The sequence below is a fragment of the Novosphingobium sp. genome, assembly GCF_019748365.1.
Taxonomy (GTDB): Bacteria; Pseudomonadota; Alphaproteobacteria; order Sphingomonadales; family Sphingomonadaceae; genus Novosphingobium.
The window spans coordinates 7,684-29,537 of sequence record NZ_JAIEPN010000108.1; the positions used below are offsets into that span (position 1 = coordinate 7,684).

Sequence of the window (21,854 nt, forward strand, 5' to 3'; positions counted from 1 at the left end):
GCTAGGCCGTGCACGTCATCTTTCGCGAAACGCATGGGATGGAGGAAACGGCCATCCCACAGGATCTGGGGCAGGAGCCTGCGGATCTTGTCGTCCTGTCCTTCTCGGACAGCGATCTTGGTGCGTTCGCGGAAGGCTGGCGCCAGGCGCAAGCGGCGGATCCGGCATTTCCTTCGTTGCGGCTCGCCAATCTTGCCGCGCTGATCCACCCTTTGTCGGTCGACACCTATATCGAAAAGACATTGGCCGGGGCAAAGGCCGTGCTGATCCGGCTGATCGGCGGCACGCCCTATTGGAGCTACGGCCTTCAACAGGTCGAGACCCTCGCCCGATCGCGCGGGATTGCGCTTGCTGTCCTGCCTGCCGATGGTCGGCCGGATTGGCACCTCGACAGTGTCTCCACGCTTCCTGCCGCCACGCTGGCCAAGCTTTGCCAGTTGTGTGACGAGGGCGGCGCGGCAGCGGCGCGCGCGGCCCTGGCCGCTCTCGCGCACGCCGCAGGGCTTGGCGTCAGCACTGTGACGCAATGCACGGCTTTGCCGGCAACTGGCGGATGGCACCCCTCCTGCGGGATCATCGATCCTGCCAGCTTCAGGCCCAATGCGGATCGGCCGCTGATCCTGATCGTCTTCTACCGTGCGTACCTCGCCGCACACGACCTGCACCCGATCGCCGCGCTTCATTCCGCGCTTGAACAACGCGGCTTTGACGCGCTCTCGATCTTCGTCCCCTCGCTCAAGCCCCCTGAGGTCAGGGCACAGGTGGATCGCTGGGTGCGTTCGCTGGCGCCTGCAGCCATCGTCAATGCCACGGCTTTTTCAGCGCGGGGCGAGGATGGCGGAACGCCGCTCGACGGGGGGGGCGTTCCGGTCTTCCAGATCGCGCTTGCCACCGCACCGCGCGCAGGATGGGCGCGCACATCGCGTGGCCTCTCGCCGGCTGACCTTGCCATGCATGTCGTACTCCCCGAGATTGACGGGCGCATCTTTGCAGGCGTGTCGAGCTTCAAGGAAGCGGGCGAACGCGATCCGGCACTCGGCTTCGCTCCCTATTCGCACCGCGGCGATGACAACCGGATCGCAGCGGTCGCCGACCGCGTGGCGCGCTGGATCGGGCTGGCCCGCAAGCCGGCATGCGAACGCCGCGTCGCCCTGATCCTGTCGACCTACCCCGGCAAGGCCTACCAGATGGCGCACGCCGTGGGTCTTGACGCGCTGGCCTCAGTCGATGCGATTGTCGCCGATCTGGCAGAGGCCGGGTACAAGGTCAGCCGCCCCACCGATCTTGCCAGGCAGCTGGCGACCGAGCATCTGGTCTGGCCTTTGAATGCCTATCGCACTGCCATGTCCGCCCTGCCCGAGACGCTGCGGCAGGACCTTGCCTCGGCATGGGGAGAGCCGGAAGACGATCCGCTGGCTGTCGATGGGGCATTTCGCTTCCCGGCGCTCACGCTCGGCCAGGTGCTGGTGGCGCTTCAGCCCGAGCGGGGCGAGCCTATCAGTCGCGATGCAGACTATCACGACCTCTCGCGCTGCCCGCGGCACGCCTATGTCGCCTTCTACCTGTGGCTGGGCCAGCAGGGTACGGATGCGCTGGTCCATGTTGGCGCGCATGGTACGCTGGAATGGCTGCCGGGGAAGGCTGTAGCGCTGTCTGACGCTTGCTGGCCCGAAGCGCTGACACAAGCGATGCCGGTCATCTATCCCTTCATCGTCAACGATCCGGGCGAGGCAGCGCAGGCCAAGCGCCGCATCGGTGCTGTCACCATCGGCCATGTGCCGCCGCCGCTCGTCCCGACCGGAAGCGGCGCCGGGCTGGGCCGGATCGAGGCTTTGCTGGACGAATTCTCCAATGCCGACGGGCTGGACCCTGCCCGCCGGGACCGTCTGCAGAAATCCATCCGCGAGGAAGCTGCCGCGCTGGGGCTGGAGGCAGAGCTCGGCCTTGATACCGCCACCACTCTGGTCGAAGCGATCACCCGGATCGATCGCTTCGTCTGCGATGTGAAAGCCAGCCAGTTCGGTGACGGTCTCCACGTTTTCGGCCGCGGTGAACAGGGCGCGGCAGAGCGGAACGGGCTTCTGGCTGGGCTGGACGGCCGATGGATCGCTCCCGGACCATCTGGCTCGCCCCATCGCGGACGAACCGATGTGCTGCCGACGGGACGCAACCTCTACACGATCGATCCGCGCGCAGTACCTTCGCGCGCAGCGCATGCACAGGGCGTCGTGCTCGCCGAGGAGCTGCTCCGCCGCCATCTGCAGGATCACGGCGACTACCCGCGTGGCCTTATGGTGGATCTGTGGGGTTCGGCCACCATGCGCACGGCTGGTGAAGAGTTTGCGATGGCGCTGCACCTTCTGGGGGCAAAGCCGATGTGGGACATGGCTTCAGAGCGCGTGACGGGGGTTGAGATTCTCCCACTCGCCATGCTCGACCGCCCTCGCCTCGATGTAACGCTGCGCGTTTCGGGCCTGTTTCGTGATGCCTTTCCCACCCTGCCCGCCTTGTTCGGTCAGGCCGTCCGGGCGCTGTGCACCAGGGACGAACCCGCCGACTGGAACCCTTTCGTTGCCTTGGCCCCAGCGCCGCGCGTCTATGGTCCGCGTCCGGGCCGGTATGGACTCGGGATCGGAGACGCGGCCGAAACCTATACCGATGATGCCCGGCGTGCGGCGGGCGAAGCATGGCTGGCAGCCTCCGACCACGCGCTGGATAGCGTTTCCGATTCCAGCACGGGAAGCGAGGCTGACCCCGATGGCATCCGTCTGCGAGTGGCCAGCGCGGACGCCTTCGTCCACCTGCAGGACCTGCCTGAAACCGACCTCTTGCTGGCCGCGGACTATGCCGGGCACGAGGCAGGCTTTGCCGCAGCCCAGGCGATTGTCGGAGGCAAGGCCGCACTCTATCATCTCGACAATCGGGACCCGAACAACCCGGCGGCCCGCACGCTGACCGAAGAAATTGCCCGCGTGGTCCGTGCCCGAGCCGCCAATCCAGGCTGGATCGCAGGAATGATGCGCCACGGCTTTCGTGGGGGCGCGGAACTGGCCGCGACGCTGGACCATCTTGGCGCTTTCGCACATCTTTCCGGCAGCGTGCCGCCGCAGCTGATCGACCTTTATCACGAGGCAACGCTCGGCCAGTCCGAAGTTCGCGCCTTCCTCGAACGCGAAAATCCCGATGCACTGGCGGCGATGGAAGCGCGCTTTGCCGCGCTGCATGCCGCGGGCCTCTGGCGCACCCGGCGAAATTCCATCCTGGCCAGCCTGCGGGAGGCACCATGACCGGATTTGCCGTCAAGGGCTGGTGCCCGGACGCATGGCACCCGATGATATCCGGCGACGGCCTACTGGTGCGGGTCAAACCCCGGCTCGGGCGGCTGACACGGGAGCAGGCGCTGGCCCTTTGCGATGCGGCCGCCACCTGCGGCAGCGGGCTGATCGACCTGACGCGGCGCGCCAATCTGCAGATTCGCGGCGTTGCCCAAGATCGCTGGCCCTTGCTGATCCAAAGGCTGATTGCGCTGGAATTAGTGCAGCCCGAGCCTGCACTCGAAGCGCGGCGCAACGTCCTTGTCGCGCCCGACTGGCAGGAGAACGACGACACCCACCGCATCGCCAACGCCCTGCTGGCCCGGATAGGCGAATGGCCCGATCTTCCCGGCAAGGTCGGGTTCGTCATCGATGCCGGCCCTGCCGCTGTGCTGACCGGCGCATCCGGCGATTTCCGTGTCGAACGCGGCACGGACGGCAGCCTCATCCTTCGCGCCGATGGTTGCCTCACCGGATCAAGCCTGTCTCCAGGCACGGAAGCGGACGCCCTGATCGCTCTCGCTCACTGGTTCGCCGCGAGCGGCGCCGCCGCAGCCGGGCGCATGGCCCGTTGGGATGCGGAACTTCCCGCATGGGCAAAAGGTGCGATCGCGCCTGCAATGGCTGAACCGGGCCATGTGCTTGGCACCGGACATCATCCATCGATCGCGCTGGCGTTCGGGCTGATAGAGGCTTCGGAGCTCGCCATCCTGCTCGAATCCGGTTCTGCTTCTGGACTGCGAACAACACCGTGGCGGCGGCTGTTGATCGAGGGGGCGGCGGCTGCCCGGACCCACCCGTCCACCGGCGCTAAACCTGATCCGCTGCCCCATGTGGAAGCCTGCCCGGGCGCACCATTGTGCGCACAGGCGACGGTTGAAACCCGTGCGCTTGCGCGCCGACTTGCGCCCTATGTCTCGGGACGGCTGCACGTTTCGGGTTGTGCCAAAGGCTGCGCCTGCTCGCAGGTGGCCGATGTCACGCTGACCGGACGCAACGGCAGGTTCGATCTGGTCCTTGCTGGCAAAGCCGGATCGCCTCCGTCCCGCTCCGGCTTGAGCGCCAGCGAAATCCTCGCGCATTTTGGAGCCGTCTGATGCCCCATGTCTATGAAACCGACGGGGCAGCGATCTATCGCCAGTCGTTTGCCACGATCCGCGCCGAAGCCGATCTCTCCCCTTTCGCGCCAGGCGAAGAGCAGGTGGCAGTGCGGATGATCCATGCGGCCGGGATGGTCGGACTTGCAGCGCATATCCGGTTCTCGTCGGGATTTGCCGATGCGGCACGCGCTGCGCTGGCCGGCGGCGCGCCGATACTGTGCGATGCGCGGATGGTGTCTGAAGGGATCACCCGCGCCCGGCTTCCCGGGAGCAACGCAATCATCTGCACGCTGCAAGATCCTGCGGTGCCTGACCTTGCACGCAAGATCGGCAACACCCGATCCGCTGCCGCGCTGGAACTGTGGCGGCCCATTCTGGCGGGTGCGGTCGTGGCGATCGGCAATGCACCAACCGCGCTGTTTCATCTGCTGAACATGCTGGAAGACCCCGCCTGCCCACGCCCTGCGGCGATCATCGGCTGTCCGGTGGGCTTCGTGGGAGCAGCTGAATCCAAGGCTGCCCTCTGGGCCGCTCCTCCTGCACCCTGCTGCGTCGTCGAGGGCCGCCTTGGCGGCAGTGCCATCACCGTGGCGGCCATCAACGCGCTGGCGAGTACGGCCGAATGAACGCCGGCACGAACATCGGCACCATTCACGGTGTCGGGCTTGGTCCGGGTGCGGCAGACCTGCTGAGCGTGCGCGCCGACCGGCTTGTACGCACGGCGCACCACGTCGCCTATTTCCGCAAGGCTGGGCGGCCCGGCCAGGCAAGGCGCATCGTGGAAGGGATGCTCCGCGCTGACGTGATCGAGTTTCCGATGGAATATCCGGTAACCACCGAAATCCCGGTATCCGATCCTCGCTACAATGCCTGCCTGTCGGCGTTCTACACGCACTGTTCGGAGCGGCTTGCAGCGATTTCGCAGCAGGGTGAGGACGTCGTCGTGCTGTGTGAGGGCGACCCGTTCTTCTACGGCTCCTTCATGCACCTCCATGCCCGCCTTTCAGGCCGCATACCGGTGGAAGTCGTCCCTGGCATCACGGGCATGTCTGGCGCCTGGACCGCGACGGACCTGCCGATCACCTGGGGCGATGATGTGATGACCGTGGTCATGGCCACGCTGCCGGAAGCCGAGCTTGCCCGCCGGATCCGCGAGACTGACGCGCTGGTGGTGATGAAGATCGGTCGGAACCTGCCCAAGCTTCGCCGCGCCGTGGCAGCCGCCGGGCGCATGGATGCGGCATGGCTGGTCGAACACGCAGCGATGCCCGGACAGCGCGTCACCATGCTGGCCGAGGCTGAGGCGGTGACCCCCTATTTCTCGATCCTGCTGATCCATGGTCAGGGGAGGCGACCATGACCGGGGAAAAGGACAAGGGTTGGCTAGCAATCGCCGGTCTGGGACCAGGAGACGAGGCACTCGTCACACCCGAAGTCACCGCCGCGCTGGCCGGGGCTACGGACGTGATCGGGTACATTCCCTATGTCGCCCGGATAGCTGCACGCGAAGGCCTGACGCTTCACCCCTCGGACAACCGGGTGGAGCTCGACCGCGCCGCTCTGGCGCTCGATCTTGCGGCGCAGGGCCGCAGGGTCGTTGTCGTATCGTCAGGTGATCCGGGGGTGTTCGCGATGGCCTCGGCGGTATTCGAAGCGCTTGAGGCAGGTCCTTCCCGCTGGCGGACGCTGGATATCAGGGTGCTGCCGGGCATCACCGCCATGCTGGCCGCCAGTGCACGGGCCGGGGCACCGCTGGGTCACGATTTTTGCGCGATCAATCTTTCCGACAACCTGAAACCCTGGGCCATGATCGAAAAGCGGCTGCGGCTGGCCGTGGAGGCGGACTTTGCCTTGGCGCTTTACAACCCCCGCTCGAAGGCACGTCCCGAAGGCTTCGCCCGTGCGCTGGCCTTATTGAAGGAGCTGTGCGGCGATGATCGCCCGATGCTGTTTGCCCGCGCCGTCACAACGCCGCAGGAAGATCTGCGCATCGTGCCGCTGGGCAAGGCGCACGATGAAATGGCCGACATGCGCACCACGGTGATCGTGGGATCAAGCCGGACGCGGATCATCGAACGTGCGGCAGGCCCTATCCTCTATACGCCCCGGTCCGTTGCGGAAGTGGCCTCATGACCAAGCCATTCCAGCACATCTTCTGCGCGACAGACCTCGATCCGGTCACCGATCACCGGGCGGTCGATCATCACGACCGGAAGCTTGAGCTGGCGCGCAGCGACAAGCTTTGCCTCGGCGCCCGTGCCACCGGCGTTCTTGCACACAACAAGGTCGATCATGTGAGACTGCATCAGCAGCCGATCACCTTCAGCCGTAAACGGCCCGCGATCGATGACAAGGTCGTGGGAGGGCAGGCCTGGGGGCGCAGCCGGAGGGTCAACAAAGCGCAGCAGGTAGTGATGCTGCGGCTGTGCGGCAAAGGCTTCCACATGCATTCGGCCCAGCGCGAGCAGGATGCGGCGCGGCGTGCCCGCAAGTTTGGCCACCGCAGCGGCAGTGTCTCTCACGCATGTCCAGCGATCGCCCGACCCGGCCTCCCATGCGGGTCTGGTCAAGGCGATATGGGCAATCCCGGCAATCCGCGCGGCCTTTATGGCATGTGCGCTCATAGTCGCGGCAAAGGGATGCGTCGCATCGACCAGATGCGTGATGCGATGGTCTTGGAGATAGGCCACAAGCCCCGCCACCCCACCAAAGCCGCCGACGCGGATCGGCACCGGCTGTGGCCGCGGGTTGTCGGTCCTGCCCGCGTAGCTGAGTGTCGTCGCAACCTGCGCTGCCGCAAGCAGGCGCGCCAGTGCGCTCGCTTCGGTTGTTCCGCCAAGCAGGAGAACATTCGGCATGGCTGACATGGACCCTCGCGCATGGTTGACGATCATCGGCATCGGTGAAGACGGCGTGGACGGCCTGTGCTCAGCGGGCCGGGCCGCGCTGGCCAGGGCCGAACTGGTCATGGGATCGGCGCGCCATCTAGCGCTGCTTCCCGCGCTTACCTGCGCGGTCTTCAAATGGCCAGTTCCCTTTGCCGACGGCATAGCCGAACTGCTGGCGCATCGCGGGCGGCGGGTGGTCATGCTGTCATCGGGCGATCCGTTCTGGTTCGGCGCAGGCGCAAGCCTTGCGCGCCATCTCGGTCCGGCGGAATGGGTTGCGCACCCCGCGCCATCGACCTTCAGCCTTGCTGCCGCCCGGCTGGGCTGGCCGATCGAGGAAACGGCCTGCCTCGGCCTGCACGCAGCGCCGCTGGACCGCTTGTGCCCCCATATCGCACCCGCCCAGCGCGCCATTGTCCTGCTGCGCGATGGCGATGCCGTTGCCACGGCGGCGCAATATCTGACCAGCAAGGGCTTCGGCCCATCGACGCTTCATGTGATGGAAGCGCTGGGCGGCCCCCATGAACGCCTCCGCGTGACGACCGCGCAAGCCCTGCCGTTCGCAGACATTGCCCATCCCGTTGCCGTGGGCATCGCGTTCGCCGGTTCAGGCAATGTCCTGCCCGTCACATCCGGCAGACCGGATGCGTGGTTCGATCACGACGGACAGATCACCAAGGCCCCGGTGCGCGCCCTGACCCTCTCGGCCCTCGCCCCGCGTGCCGGTGAATGGCTCTGGGATATCGGCACGGGTTCTGGGTCAATCGCGATCGAATGGCTGCTGGCTCATCCCGCCAACCGGGCGACCGCGTTCGAAGCCGATCCGCTACGGGCCGGCCGCGCCCGCGCAAACGCCAAGGCTCTGGGTGTAGACCGGTTGGATGTGATCAATGCCCGGATGCCCGAAGGCCTGCCGGAAGGCCCCCATCCGCATGCTGTGTTCATCGGTGGCGGCTTGTCCGACCCGCTGCTCGATGCCCTCTGGGCCCGGCTGCCTGATGGAACGCGGCTGGTGGCGAACGCCGTGAGCCTTGAATCTGAAGCCGCTCTTACCCGTTGGCATGGCGCAAAGGGCGGCAGTCTGCTGCGGATCGAACTGGCCGATGCCGTGCCCCTTGGCCAGCGGCATGGCTGGAAGGGGCGCTATCCCGTGGTACAGTGGAGCGTCACGCTATGATCGTGGCTGGCTTCGGCTTTCGGCGCGGCGCAGGCCTCGCTTCGCTGCGGGCGGCGCTGGAACTGGCGCAGGACGGGCTGCCCCCTATAACCCATTTGGCGACCGCCATCGACAAGACGTCTGCGTTGGTACCGCTTGCAGAGGCACTGGGACTGCCGATGACCGGCATCCCATCGGCGTCCCTGTCCACCACGCCTACGCCCACCAGCTCTGCCGCCAGCCTGAAGGCACGCGCGACCGGCAGTGTCGCAGAAGCCTGCGCGCTGGTCGCCGCTGGTCCGGGCGCCCGCCTTTTGCGCACGCGCCACATCTCGCCCGATCGCATGGCCAGCTGCGCCATTGCCGAAGGATCACAGCCATGACCGTCCACTTCATCGGCGCCGGCCCCGGCGCACCCGATCTTTTGACCCTGCGAGGGCGCGACCTGATCGCCGCCAGCCCGGTCTGCCTCTATGCCGGTTCGCTGGTTCCCGTGGCTGTACTCGATCACTGTCCGCCCGGTGCCCGCATCGTCAACACCGCGCCCATGACGCTGGACGAGATCATCGCCGAGATAGCGGAGGCTGACGCCGCAGGGTGCGATGTTGCCCGCCTCCATTCGGGCGACCTGTCCGTCTGGTCGGCAATGGGCGAACAATTGCGCCGCCTGCGCGCACTGGACATTCCGTTTACGGTCACGCCGGGTGTTCCCGCCTTCTCGGCGGCAGCGGCGGCTCTGGAAGCCGAACTGACCTTGCCCGAGCTCGGCCAGTCGCTGGTACTCACGCGCACGCCAGGGCGGGCCAGCGCGATGCCGCAGAGCGAGAGCCTCGCCAATTTCGCTGTGACGGGCGCGACTCTGGCTATCCATCTATCGATCCACAACCTCGCGCGGGTCGTGGCCGATCTTGCTCCCGCCTATGGCGCGGATTGCCCCGTTGCGGTCGTCTGGCGCGCCAGCTGGCCCGACCAGCGGATCGTCCGGGCCACCCTCGACACCGTCGAAACAGCCATCGCCGGCAGCATGGAACGAACCGCGCTGATCCTTGTCGGACGGGTGCTGGGGGCGGAGGACTTCGCACAAAGCAGCCTCTACGCCCACGGCTACGACCGGCGCTTCCGCCCACAGGATGCGAGCTCGCGCTTTGCAGGAGCCGGGGAATGAGCGTTTCAGGCCTGATGATCGCCGCTCCGGCATCGGGAACGGGCAAGACTACGGTCATGCTGGGCCTGCTGCGAGCGCTGGTTGAAGACGGCGCGGTGGTCCAGCCCTTCAAGAGCGGTCCCGACTATATCGATCCCGCCTTTCACCGCGCCGCCTGCGGCCGTGCGTCGTTCAACCTCGATACTTGGGCCATGAATGGCGAGCTGATCGCTGCAATCGCGGGAGAGGCTGTTGGCGCGGACATGGTGCTTGCCGAGGCTTCGATGGGCCTTTTCGATGGTGTCGCGAGCCGGGGTGCCGTTGGCAATGGCGCCAGTGCGGACATTGCACGGACAATGGGCTGGCCGGTTGTGCTGGTGCTGGACGTGTCCGGACAAGCCCAATCCGCCGCTGCAACGGCGCTCGGTTTCAAGCATCTGGATGACACGCTGCCGTTTGCAGGCGTGATCCTGAACCGGGTGGCCAGTCCCCGCCATGAACGGCTGGTGCGCCGGGGGATGGAAGCGATAGGCATGCCTGTGCTGGGTGCCCTGCCCCGGCGCGGCGATCTCACCCTGCCAGAACGCCATCTCGGTCTGGTCCAGGCTGTCGAGCATCCCGATCTCGAGCGGGCGATATCGGACTATGCCGCATTTCTGCGTGCAAATGTCGATCTGAATGCCATCCGCCATGCCGCCAGCAGCAACAGCGCCCCGCCTCCGGCCCCCGGCCAACTGCCGCTTCCCCCTGCCCAGCGGATTGCCATCGCCCGCGATCCCGCCTTTTCCTTCGTCTATCCCCATGTGCTCGAAGGTTGGCGGCGGGCTGGCGCGGAGATCATGCCCTTCTCGCCATTGGCAAACGAGGCCCCTGCCCGCGATGCCGATCTTGTCTGGCTGCCGGGCGGCTATCCGGAATTGCACGCAGGGACCATCGCTGCAGCGACGAACTTCCTGACCGGCCTGCGCCATCACGCCAAGACCCGCCCGGTCCACGGCGAATGCGGCGGCTACATGGTTCTGGGCGAGGCCTTGGTGGACAAGTCGGGAGAACGGCATCGTATGGCCGGCCTGCTGGGGCTTGTTACCAGCTATGCACAGCGCAAGATGCATCTCGGCTATCGCCAGGCCGAACTGCTGGCACCGATAGCCGGACTGGCCAAAGGCAAAAGACTGCGCGGCCACGAGTTCCACTACTCGACGATCCTCGAGCAGACAGACGCAGCGCTGGCATGTGTAACCGATGCAGATGGCGTCGCGGTTGCCGAAACAGGCTCGTATCGCGGCCGCGTGACCGGAACCTTCTTCCACATGATCGCGAACGCATCGTGAAAGGGTTCGTATCATTTGTGGGTGCGGGCCCTGGCGATCCCGAGCTGCTGACCCTTAAAGCCGTTTCTCGTCTTGAGACAGCGCAGGTGGTCCTGTTTGATGATCTGGCTGCGGGACCGATCCTGGCCCGCGCGCGCGATGACGCTGAACTGGTAGCGGTAGGCAAGCGCGCCGGTCGGCCATCTCCAAGTCAGGCCGAAGTCAGCCGTCTTCTGGTGGACCATGCCCTGGCCGGGAAGCATGTCATCCGGCTCAAATCGGGAGATGCTGGCTTGTTCGGCCGACTCGAAGAAGAAATTGAGGCGCTTCGCCATGCGGGAATCTCGTTCGAGATCATTCCTGGCGTCAGCTCGGCGACCGCCGCAGCGGCAGCTGCCGCGATACCACTGACACGACGCGAGCACGCTAGACGCGTCCAGTTCGTAACCGGACATGGCAAGACTGGCACTTTACCCGAAGACCTCAATCTATCAGCGCTTGCCGACCCTTGTGCCACAACGGTCGTCTTCATGCCAAAGCGCACATTTCCGGCGCTTGCTGCGCAGCTTGTCGCGGCAGGACTTGCGGACGATACTGCAGCCTTGTTGGCAGAAAACATTAGCCGACCGGACCAAAGACTTACCAGAAGCACTATTGCCGGACTTGCTCGGTCACTTGCCGACGGCGGATCGGATGCAACCGCACTGGTGATCTACGGCCCCATGATGGAGGAGGCATGATCCACCTCCATCTGATCGGCATAGGCACCGGGAATCCCGACCACCTGACGCGTGCTGCAATACGCACAATCAACGCGGTCGATCTCATTCTGCTGCCCCGCAAAGGCGATGCCAAATCAGATCTCCTGGACCTGCGCCACTCCATCTGTGGCGCCGCATTGGCCTCACCGGTCCGCATGGCCGAGTTCGACATGCCCGTTCGCCGACAGGATGGCGACTACACGCAGGCCGTCGACGATTGGCACGATGCGATTGCAGCGATTTGGGCAGAGCAGATAGCAGTTCACCTTCCTGATGGTGGGCGGGTCGCGCTGCTCGTGTGGGGCGATCCGTCGCTTTACGACAGCACACTGCGTATTGCCGATCGGCTCCGGACGGCTGGGGTCGACCTAACTGTTCGCGTCGAACCCGGTATCACCAGCATTCAGGCTCTTACGGCTGCTCACGCCATCCCGCTGAACGCCTTGGCCGAACCTGTCACGATCACCACCGGCCGCAGGTTGCGCCGGGAAGGCTGGCCGCTGGGAGTGCACACGATCGTCGTCATGCTCGATTCCGGCTGCGCCTTCGAAGTCCTCGATCCTGCTGGCATCACGATCTGGTGGGGTGCCTATCTGGGCATGTCGCAAGAAGCACTGGTGCATGGGCCACTTGCCGATTCTGCGCCGCAGATTGCCGCGCGCCGCGCGGAACTGCGCGCTCGCCACGGCTGGATCATGGATGTCTACCTGATGCGAAAGGAACGAGCCGATGCCTGCTGACCGCGAAGAAGAAGCTGCAAGCGCAGATGCGCGCCATGCCGAGAAAATGCGCAAGATCCAGGCTGCGCGTAGCACCATGATGGCCACCAAGACCCGCGAGCAGGGGCTGCTGATCGTTCACACTGGCACGGGCAAGGGCAAGACAAGCGCTGCACTCGGTATGGTCGTGCGCGCAATAGGACATGGCATGAAGGTCGGGGTCGTCCAGTTCGTCAAGGGCGCGATGGCGACAGGCGAAAAGACGGTGTTCGACGCTTTCCCGGAAAATGTCGAGTTCAAGCCGATGGGTGAAGGTTTCACCTGGGATACGCAAGACCGGACACGCGATATCGCTTCGGCACGTACTGCCTGGGATGAAGTCTGCCGCATGATCGCCGATCCGGCTTACCAGATGGTGGTAGCCGACGAACTCAACATCGTCCTTCGGTATGACTACCTGCCCTTGGATGAGGTTCTTAAGGCGTTTGCCGCGAAACCCGAGATGAAACATGTCATCGTCACCGGACGCAATGCGCCCGATGCACTGATCGAGGCGGCCGATCTCGTCACCGAGATGACCATGATCAAGCACCCTTTCCGCTCGGGCGTGAAGGCGCAGGCAGGGATCGAGTTCTGAGCGATCTGCCGCCCCAGTTCGATGCCGAGTTCGCGGCTCGATTTGCGCAGCTGCTGCGCTGGCGACGCGATGTGCGGCACTTCGAAGCCCGTGCTGTCGCGGAAGAGGAGATGTGTGCGCTGCTGGAGTGTGCCTCCCTCGCGCCTTCGGTCGGGAATGCGCAGCCCTGGCGGTTCGTGCGCGTGCGTTCATCCACCCTTCGTCAGGCGCTGGCCGACCATGTCGATGCACAGAACGCACAAGCAGCGCAGCAATATGCCTGCCAAGCCCGGCAGGAACTGTATCGTTCGCTCAAGCTGCATGGCCTTCGCGAAGCCCCGGAACTGATCGTGGTGTTCTGTGATGAGCAGCCCAAAGCAGGCCATGGACTTGGCATTGTCAGTATGCCGGAGATGTTGCGCTATTCATGCGTGCTGGCGATCCACACACTCTGGCTGGCGGCAAGGCTCCGCGGCATTGGCGTCGGATGGGTATCGATCCTCGAGCCCGGTGTCATCCGCGCCTTGCTGGACGTACCCGCCGACTGGTCGCTGATTGCACTGCTGTGCTTCGGATACCCCCAGGACCCGTCCCAGACACCCGAATTGGAGCGGCGGGGCTGGCAAGCCCGGGAACCTGTGACCAACCGAGTGTTCGACCGATGACCCCCAATCTATGGAGCAAGAAATTATGTTGATCCCCGTCGAGGACGGCCCTGCCGTAGTAGCATGCAACACCTGCCGACACAGCAGCACCGCAAAGGAGGATGACGCCGGTGTGCGTGGTGGCGCGCGTATGGTCGAGGCCCTGCGCGCCGTGCAGGCACGCGATGAACGCTATTCCGGTATCGCGGTGCAGGAAATGCCCTGCTTGTTCGCCTGCAGCGAATTCTGCACGGTCCATCTTCGTGCGCCAGGCAAAGTCGGGTATGTTCTGGGCCGCTTCACTCCCGATGAAGATGCCGCCGCTGCCATCCTCGATTATGCCGTCCATTATGCGCAAAGCGAACATGGCCGGGTTCCGTTCAAGGACTGGCCGCAGGGCGTCAAAGGCCACTTCATCACCCGCACACCGCCGCCGGGCTTTGTCGCGCAATGAGCACGTTTTCTTCCGTCGATGCCTTTGATGCTGCCATTGCCGATATGCCTGCGCCAGATGAAACAGCAATGGCCAGCGCGCGCAACCGGCAGTCGCAACTGACCAAGCCGCCAGGATCCCTGGGACGGCTGGAAGAGATCGCGATCTTCATGGCCGGTTGGCAAGGCCACGAAAGACCCCGGCTGGAACGGGGGCGTGCAGTCGTGTTTGCGGGCAATCATGGCGTCACGGCACGGGGCGTGAGCGCCTTTCCTCCCGAAGTCACCCACCAGATGGTGGCCAATTTTGAAGCAGGTGGCGCTGCCATCAACGCGCTGTGTGCCGCTGCCGGGCTCGATCTTCAGGTGCTGGCGCTGGAGCTTGACCGGCCAACCGCCGATTTCACCTCAGCCCCGGCCATGACCGAAAGCGAATGCCTTGCCGCGCTGTCTTCCGGGGCCGCCATGGTCGAAGCCGGCCTTGATCTCCTTGTCCCTGGCGAGATGGGCATCGGCAACACCACGGCCGCTGCAGCCCTCTGTGCAAAGGCGCTGGGAGGCGGTGCAGGCGAATGGGTCGGCCCGGGAACGGGGCTCGATCCGGCGGGCGTGGCGCGCAAGATCGGTGTAATCGAAGCGGCACTCGTCTTCCATCAGGTTGCACCGTCAACGCCTTTCGAAACCCTGCGGCGTCTGGGCGGGAGGGAAATAGCCGCAATGGCAGGTGCAATTGTCCGTGCAAGGCAACTTCGGGTGCCGGTGCTCCTGGATGGCTTCATCTGCTGCGCTGCCATCGCGCCGATCTTTGCCGCCGAACCTGCAATTGTCGACCATTGCCTGGCAGGGCATTGTTCGGCCGAACCTGGTCACAAACGGTTGCTCGAGCGGTTCGGTCTCGCACCGCTCCTCACTCTGGGCATGCGCCTGGGCGAAGGGAGCGGCGCTGCGGTCGCGGCCCAGATCGTGCGTTCAGCTCTCGCCGCACACAACCAGATGGCCACTTTTGCCGAAGCTGGCGTGGCTGCTGGCGTATGAGCGAGTTTTTCCTGCACCTCATGCGGCATGGCGAGCCCATCCACCCCGGTCTGCTTCTCGGAAGGACCGATGCGCCTACGACGCCCGAGGGCGTCGCATCATGCGTGGCACAGGTCGAGGAACTGTCGTTCCAGTCGATTGTATGTTCCGATCTCCAGCGCTCGGCAGAGGCAGCAAGAGCTATCGCCGATCCAAGAGGGCTGCACCCGATCCTCGACTCACGGTGGCGCGAACTGGACTTCGGCGACTGGGACGGTCTGGCACCCGCTAAGGTCGACAGTGCCGCGATCAGCGCGTTCTGGGACGACCCGGACGCCAATCCGCCACCCGGTGGTGAGCGCTGGTCTGCTCTGGTTTCGCGCGTGGAAGCGGCCTTGGCCGCAATCCCGCCGCAAGACACGCTGGTCGTAACGCATGGCGGAGCAATCCGGGCTGCGCTGGCCAGCCTGTTCGGCTTCGGACAGCGGCAGGTCTGGGCGTTTGACCTTCCCTATGCCGCGCTGATCAGCCTGCGGGTCTGGCCGGGAACGCCGCGCTCAGCCCAGATCGCGGGCCTTTGGACATGAAGCGCCCGATCGCATGAAAGGCTTCCTCATCGCACTCCAGTTCCTCACCCGTTTGCCGACACCCCGGCTCACGGTTTCTGCCGAGGAATTCGCCCAGTCCATGCGCTGGTTTCCAGCTGCTGGGCTGGTGATTGGCCTTATCGTTGCCGGGGCCGCCTGGGTTGGAGCAAGGACCGATCCCTGGACCGGAGCCCTTGCCGCCTTGATCGCCTGGGTTCTCGTCACCGGAGCCCTTCACCTGGACGGTCTGGGAGATATGGCCGATGCCAGCGGCGCGGCCCACAAGGACCGCGAGCGGCTCCTGGCCGTCCTGGCAGATCCGCATGTCGGCAGCTTCGGCGTAACGGCCATCACCATGCAACTGCTGACCAAGCTCGTGCTGCTGCATGGCATGATCGAGCACAGCCAGTTTCTGGCACTGATCTGGGTGCCGGTCGCCGCGCGCATCGCGCCGCTGGCATGGACCTTGTTGCTATCGCCGTTGCACGATGGCCTTGGTGCGCGCTTTCGGGGCGCGATCAGGCCGATCGATCTGGCGCTGTGGGCCGCAGTACTTCTCGCCACCACGGTGGCGTTTCCTGCATTGCTCATTGCGGTTCCTGCTGCGGCACTATGGGGCCTGTGGATCAAGCGCGCTATTGGCGGCATCTCGGGCGATGGACACGGCGCCGGAATTGAACTGATCGAGGCGGCGCTGCTGCTGGCGCTTGTCGTGATGGCGGCCGCATGACCCGCGATCGCTGGACATGGCACGGCGGCGGCCTCTCTGCGGCCCGCGCGCATTTCGGCGACGATGCGCGTGGTTGGATCGATTTTTCCACCGGGATCAATCCGCATGTCTGGCACGGTGCAGGGGCGGTGGAGATCGATTGGCGTGCCCTGCCAGACGAAATGGCCCTGCGCGCGCTGGAGCAAGCGGCCGCCGCCAGCTTCGGGTGTCATGCCGATCATGTCTGCGCGGTGCCAGGCACCGAAGTTGGCCTTCGCCTCGCCGGCAGGGTGCTGGGCGATGACGTCTGCCACGCCGTTCCATCCTATCGCACCCACGGCGAGATGGCGGCCTCCAGCCATCCCGTAACGCTTGGCAATCTGGCGCTGGCCGATGGATCAAGCCTGATCCTTGCCAACCCCAACAACCCGGATGGCGTCCTGCTTTCTCGGGAAGCCTTGAGCGATCTTCTGGTGCGGCGTGGTCGGAAAGGGTGGCTGGTAATCGACGAAGCCTTTGCAGACTGCCACCCCGACCACAGTTTCGCCGACCAAGTTGATGATCGGCACAGACTCCTGATCTTTCGGTCCTTCGGGAAATTCTTTGGCCTCGCCGGATTGCGGCTCGGTTTTGTGCTGGGCCCTCGTCCGATCCTGGCGAGTCTGCGTAAGCAGCTAGGTGCCTGGCCGGTCTCGGCGGCTGCGATCGCCATCGGCACCCGCGCCTATCAGGATATCGCCTGGCAGGACGCGATGCGGGAGCGCCTCATCGCCGAGGCCACCAGCTTCGATCAGCGCTTGGCCTCGTTCGGTTTGTTGGCAAGCGGCGCATGCCCACTCTTCCGGCTGATAACGACGCCGGACGCGTCACACCTGTTTGAACGTCTTGCCCGGGCTGCGATCCTCAGCCGCCCCTTCGCCGATAAACCGGATTGGTTACGCTTTGGCCTGCCCGCCAACGACGAGGCGATGGAGCGTCTCTGTGCCGTGCTCGAAGACCATGGCTGAACCGTTCGCGCTCATGGCCCTGGTGCTGGATGCTGCCATTGGCTGGCCTGGCGCGCTGTATCGCCGTGTCGGACATCCGGTCGGCCTGTTTGCCCGGATCATCAATGCCTGCGAAGGCGCATGGAACCGGCCAACTCACTCAGACGGCATACGCAAGACGCTCGGCGTCATGACCGTTCTGATACTGCTGGTGCTGACAATCGGGGCTGGACTTGGCCTTACCGCGCTCGCCCGGCACCTGCTGGGCTCATGCTGGTGGCTTGGTGCCGCAGCACTGGCCTGGCCCGCTCTGGCCCAACGCAGCCTCTACGATCATGTTCTTCCCATCGCAGTCGCACTGGAGCAGAATGATCTCGAAAGTGCGCGCCATGCCGTCTCCATGATCGTCGGGCGTGATACCGACACCCTTGATCGCGCGGGTGTGGCACGAGCTGCAATCGAAAGTCTGGCCGAAAGCTTTTGCGACGGCATCGCCGCGCCGCTGTTCTGGCTGGTTATCGGCGGCCTGCCCGGCGTCTGGGCCTACAAGGCGATCAATACGGCAGACAGCCTGATCGGCCATAAGGAAGCGCGCTGGCGCGCCTTTGGGTGGGCTGCGGCGCGCACGGACGATGTGATGAACCTGCTGCCGGCTCGGCTTGGCGGCGTCGTGGTATGTCTTGCCGGCGGCGGAGGGTGGGCCACGCTGTGGCGCGATCACCGCCGCCACGCCTCACCCAATGCAGGCTGGACCGAGGCGGCCATGGCGGGCGCGCTAGATCTCGCGCTCGCGGGACCAGTGTCCTACGATGGTGTGACCCATGCCAAGGACTGGATCGGCAGCGGGCGGCGCGATGCTGGCGCTGCTGACGTCAGGCGCGCTTTGCGCATTTATGTCCGCGCCTGCCTGTTGCTCTGGGCCATCGTGGCCGCTCTCACCTGGAAGGATATCGTATGGGCGCTCTGATGTTGCAGGGCACGGGTTCCGATGTCGGGAAATCGGTGCTGGTTGCCGGGCTGTGCCGCGCCCTTGCCAATCGCGGGCTGAGCGTTCGCCCGTTCAAGCCCCAGAACATGTCGAACAATGCTGCGGTTACCGTCGATGGCGGCGAGATCGGCCGCGCCCAGGCTTTGCAGGCTCTAGCATGCCGGGTCGAACCGCACACCGACATGAACCCGGTACTGCTCAAGCCTCAGGCCGACCACACATCGCAATTGGTCGTTCACGGCAAGGTCCGCGGCACGCTGGGCGGTGGCAATTTCCGGCACAAGCGTGGCGAACTGCTGCCCGAGGTCATGGAAAGCTGGCACCGGCTGCAGGCGCAGTGCGATGTCGTCGTGGTTGAAGGCGCCGGCTCGCCGGCGGAGATCAACCTGCGGGCAGGCGACATCGCCAACATGGGCTTTGCCCGTGCTGCCGGTGTGCCAGTCGTGCTGGTCGGCGATATCGATCGCGGCGGCGTCATTGCTGCGCTCGTTGGCACGAGGGCGGTATTGGACCCGGACGACGCGGCGATGATCCGGGGTTTTCTCATCAACAAGTTTCGCGGCGATCCGGCGCTCTTTGCCGACGGTTATCGGCAGATCGAGGCGCTTTCGGGCTGGCGAGGCTATGGCGTGGTGCCCTGGCTGCGCGCCACTGCCCATTTGCCAAGCGAAGATGCGGTCGTGCTTGAACGAACCGCACGCGAAACCGCCGGTCGCCTGAAAATCGCCTGCCCGATCATCCCCCGGATCGCCAATTTTGACGATCTCGATCCGATCAAAGCGGAAAGCTCGGTCGAACTGGTCATGGTACCGCCAGGCCAGCCCATCCCCGGTGATTGTGCGCTGATCGTCCTGCCCGGATCAAAAGCCACGATCGCTGATATGAAGGCGATGCGCGAACAAGGCTGGGACATTGATATCCTTGCGCATCATCGGCGCGGTGGAAAGGTCCTGGGCATCTGCGGCGGCTATCAGATGCTCGGCCGCCGCATCGCCGATCCGGAAGGGATCGAGGGACCACCTGAAGATATCCCCGGTCTGGGTCTGCTGGATGTCGAAACGGTCCTGACCGGAGATAAGGCGCTGCGCCAGGTTGCAGGCACTGCGCTCGATCAAGCCTTCACCGGCTTTGAAATGCACATGGGCGTGACCAGCGGTCCCGATTGCCGTCACCCCTTTGCGCTGCTCGGCGAAGGGCGGCCCGACGGCGCAACCAGTGCAGACAGGCAAGTCACGGGCACTTACGTCCACGGAGCATTTGCCAGCACGGCGCTGCGTTCAGCTCTGCTCGGCATGCTCGGCGCGCAGTCGGACGGGATCGACCATGATGCGAAGGTGGATGACGCGCTCAATGCGATCGCGGCTGAGCTTGAACATCATCTCGATGTGGATGGTTTGTTGAAACTCGCAATGGGGAAAGACGATGCGTAGCCTGTTCGTGATTGGCGGAGCGCGCTCGGGCAAGAGCCGCTATGCACAGGCCAGAGCCGAGGCGACCGGCCTGTCGCCAGTCTTCATCGCTACGGCTCAAGCTTTCGACGAGGAAATGCGCAACCGTATCGTTCGGCACCAGGCGGATCGCGGCGTGGAATGGGAAACGGTCGAGGCCCCCCTTAAACTTGCGGAAGCGATCGAGTTGCATGCCTCACCCGACCGGGTCTTGCTGGTGGACTGCCTCACGCTATGGGTGACCAATCTCCTGATCGGCGATCACGATATCCCGGCGGCAGTCCGCACACTCATTGAGACCATCACGGTTGCGCAAGGGACCCTCATACTCGTCAGCAATGAGGTCGGATTGGGCATCGTCCCGGAAAACCAGTTGGCGCGCCGGTTTCGGGATGAGGCCGGGTTTCTTCATCAACGTGTCGCGGCTTGCGCGAACGAGGTGCAGTTGCTGTGCGCTGGCTTGAATTTGCAGTTCAAATGAAAATGTCCCATTGTATTAATGGCATATTTGGAATTCAAATTGCGCGAGAGCCGGCCAGAAAGACCGCCAGAAGCTGGATCATGGCGCTGCCCATGGCGATGGTTGGCTGCCCGGTTTGGAAGGCGTTCATAACGTTGATGCGGCTTGTCGGGACATCTTTTTCCGCGACGAGAGTGCCTATCTGGTGGCGGAAAACTCTAGACCCAAGCGGTTCAAAGTTGGGTAGCAGTGCAACTTGGCGTCGGACTCTGCTCAAAATCGGTTACATTTCAGACCACCGTCACGGTGTATGTGCGCGCGGTAAGTGTCGCGGTGGCTCCCTTGGTCCTTGGGGCACCGCGTTTCAGCCTGAACCTAGGCTAGAGAAAGCTCTTGCCAGCGTGGTTCTCAAACAAAGCCGCATCTCGGACATAGCCAAGCAGCACCTCCACCTTTTTCTGTCGCGAGACCTCCTGCATTTTTGGCAGTGAAGCACCAGCCTTCGCAGCTTCGGTCAGGAATCCCGATCGAAGCGAGTGCGCCCCGACCGCAGCCGGATCGAGACCGACCTTCTCGGCGTAGCGCTGGATCAGGCGAGCAACCGAGCGATCTGACATGGGCTCCTTCGTCATCAAGCCCTGAGCATCGGTTCGATAGAAAAGGGGCCCCGCCTCCCCTCCCCTGACGCTCAGCCATTCGTTGAGGCGGGGACCGGGCTTGAGCACCTTGCCCGACGGAACTGCGATGACCTGCCCCTCCCCCTCCTGGTCGGTCTTCGAGTGCCGGATCGTCAGCTTGAGCCCTTCGCGCACGAGCTCGAGATCGGCGAGCTGCAGAGCGACCAGCTCCGAGCGCCGAAGTGCTGCTGCAAGGCCCAGCGCCATGACCGCACGGTCACGGATTGCCCTCGGGCTCGATCCTTCTGCAGCCGCAATCATCCGCGCCAGATCGGCCGCCAGAATGGCGCTCTTCTTGCGTGTCGGCCGTGCGCGCTGCTCGCGCCGAATGCCGGCGAGCGTATCGGCGATGACATCGCGGGGATCACGGTGCTGCGGCGCCACGTGCCCCGCCTGCCTGTGGTGCCAGGCAATGGCAGCAAGGTGCCGCCCGATCGTACTGTCCGCCCTCCCCGCTTGAGCCAGTGACGCCAGCCAGGTTGCAACCACCTCGGGCATCGCGGGCATGGGCTCAAGGTCGCGCGTCCAGCACCATTCTTCGAACTGCCGCCAGTCGCTGTCATAGGCGCGGACGGTGTTCGCGGCCTTGGATCGCGCCCTGTAGGAACGGGCGGCCTCGATTTCGGCGGCGAGCTGCGGAGGGATTGCCTGTCCGAGCGAGACGAGGCCCTCATCGATCGGCACCTCAACGATCAGCCCGGTGCCGTCAGCCAAAGCGCCTCTCCTTCATGCTCGATCGCGCCGCTGGTTTCTTCGGCGTTCTGCCCTTGGGAGAGCGGCGGCGTCGCAGCGGATTTGAGGCACTCTATATAGATTGTCGTGTTGTCCGTGAAGGGCGCTTATCGGACAGCAAATCAACCGTACAAGCTGGGTATACTTTTTAGGCCGTTCATATACTATT

23 protein-coding genes are annotated in these 21,854 nt (G+C 64.7%); 21 read left to right on the plus strand and 2 right to left on the minus strand.

The genetic code is table 11. From position 1 onward, the window contains the following. The first annotated feature begins 8 nt into the window (after positions 1-8). From cobN to cobJ, 5 genes are read left to right on the plus strand one after another with little or no spacing between them, the layout of a single operon-like run. Positions 9-3,287 (plus strand): cobaltochelatase subunit CobN, encoded by a 3,279-nt coding sequence (gene cobN / locus K5Q19_RS13560; RefSeq protein ID WP_292946102.1) that lies wholly within the window; start codon positions 9-11, stop codon positions 3,285-3,287. Continuing rightward, positions 3,284-4,411 (plus strand): cobalamin biosynthesis protein CobG, encoded by a 1,128-nt coding sequence (locus tag K5Q19_RS13565; RefSeq protein ID WP_039330629.1) that lies wholly within the window; start codon positions 3,284-3,286, stop codon positions 4,409-4,411. The genes cobN and K5Q19_RS13565 overlap by 4 nt, the downstream gene beginning before the upstream one ends. Next, positions 4,411-5,040, plus strand: a complete 630-nt coding sequence (locus tag K5Q19_RS13570) for a precorrin-8X methylmutase (protein ID WP_039330631.1) — start codon at positions 4,411-4,413, stop codon at positions 5,038-5,040. Before K5Q19_RS13565 ends, K5Q19_RS13570 begins: the two co-directional genes overlap by 1 nt. Then, on the plus strand, positions 5,037-5,774 hold the full coding sequence (gene cobI, locus K5Q19_RS13575; RefSeq protein ID WP_039330633.1) for a precorrin-2 C(20)-methyltransferase: 738 nt from the start codon (positions 5,037-5,039) through the stop codon (positions 5,772-5,774). Before K5Q19_RS13570 ends, cobI begins: the two co-directional genes overlap by 4 nt. Continuing rightward, on the plus strand, positions 5,771-6,547 hold the full coding sequence (cobJ, locus tag K5Q19_RS13580) for a precorrin-3B C(17)-methyltransferase (protein WP_039330635.1): 777 nt from the start codon (positions 5,771-5,773) through the stop codon (positions 6,545-6,547). The genes cobI and cobJ overlap by 4 nt, the downstream gene beginning before the upstream one ends. On the opposite strand, the gene K5Q19_RS13585 is transcribed toward cobJ, so the two are convergent. After that, on the minus strand, positions 6,511-7,272 hold the full coding sequence (locus tag K5Q19_RS13585; RefSeq protein ID WP_039330637.1) for a cobalt-precorrin-6A reductase: 762 nt from the start codon (positions 7,270-7,272) through the stop codon (positions 6,511-6,513). The genes cobJ and K5Q19_RS13585 overlap by 37 nt on opposite strands. Between K5Q19_RS13585 and K5Q19_RS13590 the strand changes: the two genes are divergently transcribed. Genes K5Q19_RS13590 through cobU form a run of 16 tightly spaced genes read left to right on the plus strand, consistent with a single transcriptional unit; the run spans position 7,271 to position 20,297 of the window. Then, complete coding sequence (locus K5Q19_RS13590) at positions 7,271-8,479, plus strand: bifunctional cobalt-precorrin-7 (C(5))-methyltransferase/cobalt-precorrin-6B (C(15))-methyltransferase (RefSeq protein ID WP_039330640.1); 1,209 nt, start codon at positions 7,271-7,273, stop codon at positions 8,477-8,479. The two genes, K5Q19_RS13585 and K5Q19_RS13590, sit on opposite strands and share 2 nt — an antisense overlap. After that, on the plus strand, positions 8,476-8,841 hold the full coding sequence (locus K5Q19_RS13595) for a cobalamin biosynthesis protein (protein WP_039330641.1): 366 nt from the start codon (positions 8,476-8,478) through the stop codon (positions 8,839-8,841). The genes K5Q19_RS13590 and K5Q19_RS13595 overlap by 4 nt, the downstream gene beginning before the upstream one ends. Then, positions 8,838-9,623 carry a precorrin-4 C(11)-methyltransferase gene (cobM, locus tag K5Q19_RS13600; protein WP_039330643.1) on the plus strand — a complete coding sequence of 262 codons (786 nt, stop codon included), beginning with the start codon at positions 8,838-8,840 and terminating at the stop codon, positions 9,621-9,623. The genes K5Q19_RS13595 and cobM overlap by 4 nt, the downstream gene beginning before the upstream one ends. Then, a complete protein-coding gene (locus tag K5Q19_RS13605) occupies positions 9,620-10,933 on the plus strand; it encodes a cobyrinate a,c-diamide synthase (RefSeq protein ID WP_039330645.1) in 1,314 nt (437 codons plus the stop codon). Before cobM ends, K5Q19_RS13605 begins: the two co-directional genes overlap by 4 nt. Then, entirely contained in the window at positions 10,834-11,652 is an 819-nt protein-coding gene (gene cobA / locus K5Q19_RS13610) for a uroporphyrinogen-III C-methyltransferase (protein WP_230962559.1), read from the plus strand. Before K5Q19_RS13605 ends, cobA begins: the two co-directional genes overlap by 100 nt. Next, complete coding sequence (gene cobF / locus K5Q19_RS13615) at positions 11,649-12,413, plus strand: precorrin-6A synthase (deacetylating) (RefSeq protein ID WP_039330650.1); 765 nt, start codon at positions 11,649-11,651, stop codon at positions 12,411-12,413. The genes cobA and cobF overlap by 4 nt, the downstream gene beginning before the upstream one ends. Further along, positions 12,403-13,029, plus strand: coding sequence for a cob(I)yrinic acid a,c-diamide adenosyltransferase (cobO, locus tag K5Q19_RS13620; protein ID WP_039330652.1), 627 nt, complete (start codon positions 12,403-12,405; stop codon positions 13,027-13,029). The genes cobF and cobO overlap by 11 nt, the downstream gene beginning before the upstream one ends. After that, positions 13,026-13,673, plus strand: coding sequence for a 5,6-dimethylbenzimidazole synthase (gene bluB / locus K5Q19_RS13625; RefSeq protein ID WP_081095568.1), 648 nt, complete (start codon positions 13,026-13,028; stop codon positions 13,671-13,673). The genes cobO and bluB overlap by 4 nt, the downstream gene beginning before the upstream one ends. Positions 13,674-13,698: 25 nt before the next feature. Beyond that, complete coding sequence (locus K5Q19_RS13630; RefSeq protein WP_039330657.1) at positions 13,699-14,106, plus strand: DUF1636 domain-containing protein; 408 nt, start codon at positions 13,699-13,701, stop codon at positions 14,104-14,106. Next, positions 14,103-15,119 (plus strand): nicotinate-nucleotide--dimethylbenzimidazole phosphoribosyltransferase, encoded by a 1,017-nt coding sequence (cobT, locus tag K5Q19_RS13635; protein ID WP_039330659.1) that lies wholly within the window; start codon positions 14,103-14,105, stop codon positions 15,117-15,119. Before K5Q19_RS13630 ends, cobT begins: the two co-directional genes overlap by 4 nt. Next, positions 15,116-15,685: a histidine phosphatase family protein gene (locus K5Q19_RS13640; RefSeq protein ID WP_039330661.1), complete on the plus strand. Its 570-nt coding sequence runs from the start codon at positions 15,116-15,118 to the stop codon at positions 15,683-15,685. The genes cobT and K5Q19_RS13640 overlap by 4 nt, the downstream gene beginning before the upstream one ends. Before the next feature lie 13 nt (positions 15,686-15,698). After that, a complete protein-coding gene (cobS, locus tag K5Q19_RS13645) occupies positions 15,699-16,415 on the plus strand; it encodes an adenosylcobinamide-GDP ribazoletransferase (RefSeq protein WP_039330663.1) in 717 nt (238 codons plus the stop codon). Continuing rightward, complete coding sequence (locus K5Q19_RS13650) at positions 16,412-17,401, plus strand: threonine-phosphate decarboxylase (protein ID WP_039330665.1); 990 nt, start codon at positions 16,412-16,414, stop codon at positions 17,399-17,401. Before cobS ends, K5Q19_RS13650 begins: the two co-directional genes overlap by 4 nt. Further along, entirely contained in the window at positions 17,394-18,347 is a 954-nt protein-coding gene (cbiB, locus tag K5Q19_RS13655) for an adenosylcobinamide-phosphate synthase CbiB (RefSeq protein WP_039330667.1), read from the plus strand. Before K5Q19_RS13650 ends, cbiB begins: the two co-directional genes overlap by 8 nt. Beyond that, positions 18,335-19,798, plus strand: a complete 1,464-nt coding sequence (locus tag K5Q19_RS13660; RefSeq protein WP_039330669.1) for a cobyric acid synthase — start codon at positions 18,335-18,337, stop codon at positions 19,796-19,798. Before cbiB ends, K5Q19_RS13660 begins: the two co-directional genes overlap by 13 nt. Further along, a complete protein-coding gene (cobU, locus tag K5Q19_RS13665) occupies positions 19,791-20,297 on the plus strand; it encodes a bifunctional adenosylcobinamide kinase/adenosylcobinamide-phosphate guanylyltransferase (RefSeq protein WP_039330671.1) in 507 nt (168 codons plus the stop codon). Before K5Q19_RS13660 ends, cobU begins: the two co-directional genes overlap by 8 nt. A 359-nt stretch (positions 20,298-20,656) precedes the next feature. Here cobU and K5Q19_RS13670 read toward each other — a convergent pair whose 3' ends face one another. Continuing rightward, the gene (locus K5Q19_RS13670) at positions 20,657-21,667 is read right to left on the minus strand and encodes a site-specific integrase (RefSeq protein ID WP_230960947.1); all 1,011 of its coding nucleotides are present in this window, start codon (positions 21,665-21,667) and stop codon (positions 20,657-20,659) included. Between the last annotated feature and the right edge of the window lie 187 nt (positions 21,668-21,854).

Excerpts from the sequence above, each read along its gene's own strand:
- K5Q19_RS13640 (WP_039330661.1), top strand. The coding sequence starts at position 15,116 with ATGAGCGAGTTTTTCCTGCACCTCATGCGGCATGGCGAGCCCATCCAC.
- K5Q19_RS13585 (WP_039330637.1), bottom strand. The coding sequence starts at position 7,272 with ATGCCGAATGTTCTCCTGCTTGGCGGAACAACCGAAGCGAGCGCACTG.
- K5Q19_RS13570 (WP_039330631.1), top strand. The coding sequence starts at position 4,411 with ATGCCCCATGTCTATGAAACCGACGGGGCAGCGATCTATCGCCAGTCG.
- cobT (WP_039330659.1), top strand. The coding sequence starts at position 14,103 with ATGAGCACGTTTTCTTCCGTCGATGCCTTTGATGCTGCCATTGCCGAT.
- K5Q19_RS13660 (WP_039330669.1), top strand. The coding sequence starts at position 18,335 with ATGGGCGCTCTGATGTTGCAGGGCACGGGTTCCGATGTCGGGAAATCG.
- cobF (WP_039330650.1), top strand. The coding sequence starts at position 11,649 with ATGATCCACCTCCATCTGATCGGCATAGGCACCGGGAATCCCGACCAC.
- K5Q19_RS13650 (WP_039330665.1), top strand. The coding sequence starts at position 16,412 with ATGACCCGCGATCGCTGGACATGGCACGGCGGCGGCCTCTCTGCGGCC.
- K5Q19_RS13565 (WP_039330629.1), top strand. The coding sequence starts at position 3,284 with ATGACCGGATTTGCCGTCAAGGGCTGGTGCCCGGACGCATGGCACCCG.
- cobM (WP_039330643.1), top strand. The coding sequence starts at position 8,838 with ATGACCGTCCACTTCATCGGCGCCGGCCCCGGCGCACCCGATCTTTTG.
- K5Q19_RS13595 (WP_039330641.1), top strand. The coding sequence starts at position 8,476 with ATGATCGTGGCTGGCTTCGGCTTTCGGCGCGGCGCAGGCCTCGCTTCG.
- cobA (WP_230962559.1), top strand. The coding sequence starts at position 10,834 with ATGTGTAACCGATGCAGATGGCGTCGCGGTTGCCGAAACAGGCTCGTA.
- cobJ (WP_039330635.1), top strand. The coding sequence starts at position 5,771 with ATGACCGGGGAAAAGGACAAGGGTTGGCTAGCAATCGCCGGTCTGGGA.
- K5Q19_RS13590 (WP_039330640.1), top strand. The coding sequence starts at position 7,271 with ATGGCTGACATGGACCCTCGCGCATGGTTGACGATCATCGGCATCGGT.
- cobO (WP_039330652.1), top strand. The coding sequence starts at position 12,403 with ATGCCTGCTGACCGCGAAGAAGAAGCTGCAAGCGCAGATGCGCGCCAT.
- cobU (WP_039330671.1), top strand. The coding sequence starts at position 19,791 with ATGCGTAGCCTGTTCGTGATTGGCGGAGCGCGCTCGGGCAAGAGCCGC.
- K5Q19_RS13630 (WP_039330657.1), top strand. The coding sequence starts at position 13,699 with ATGTTGATCCCCGTCGAGGACGGCCCTGCCGTAGTAGCATGCAACACC.
- cbiB (WP_039330667.1), top strand. The coding sequence starts at position 17,394 with ATGGCTGAACCGTTCGCGCTCATGGCCCTGGTGCTGGATGCTGCCATT.
- cobS (WP_039330663.1), top strand. The coding sequence starts at position 15,699 with ATGAAAGGCTTCCTCATCGCACTCCAGTTCCTCACCCGTTTGCCGACA.
- K5Q19_RS13605 (WP_039330645.1), top strand. The coding sequence starts at position 9,620 with ATGAGCGTTTCAGGCCTGATGATCGCCGCTCCGGCATCGGGAACGGGC.
- cobI (WP_039330633.1), top strand. The coding sequence starts at position 5,037 with ATGAACGCCGGCACGAACATCGGCACCATTCACGGTGTCGGGCTTGGT.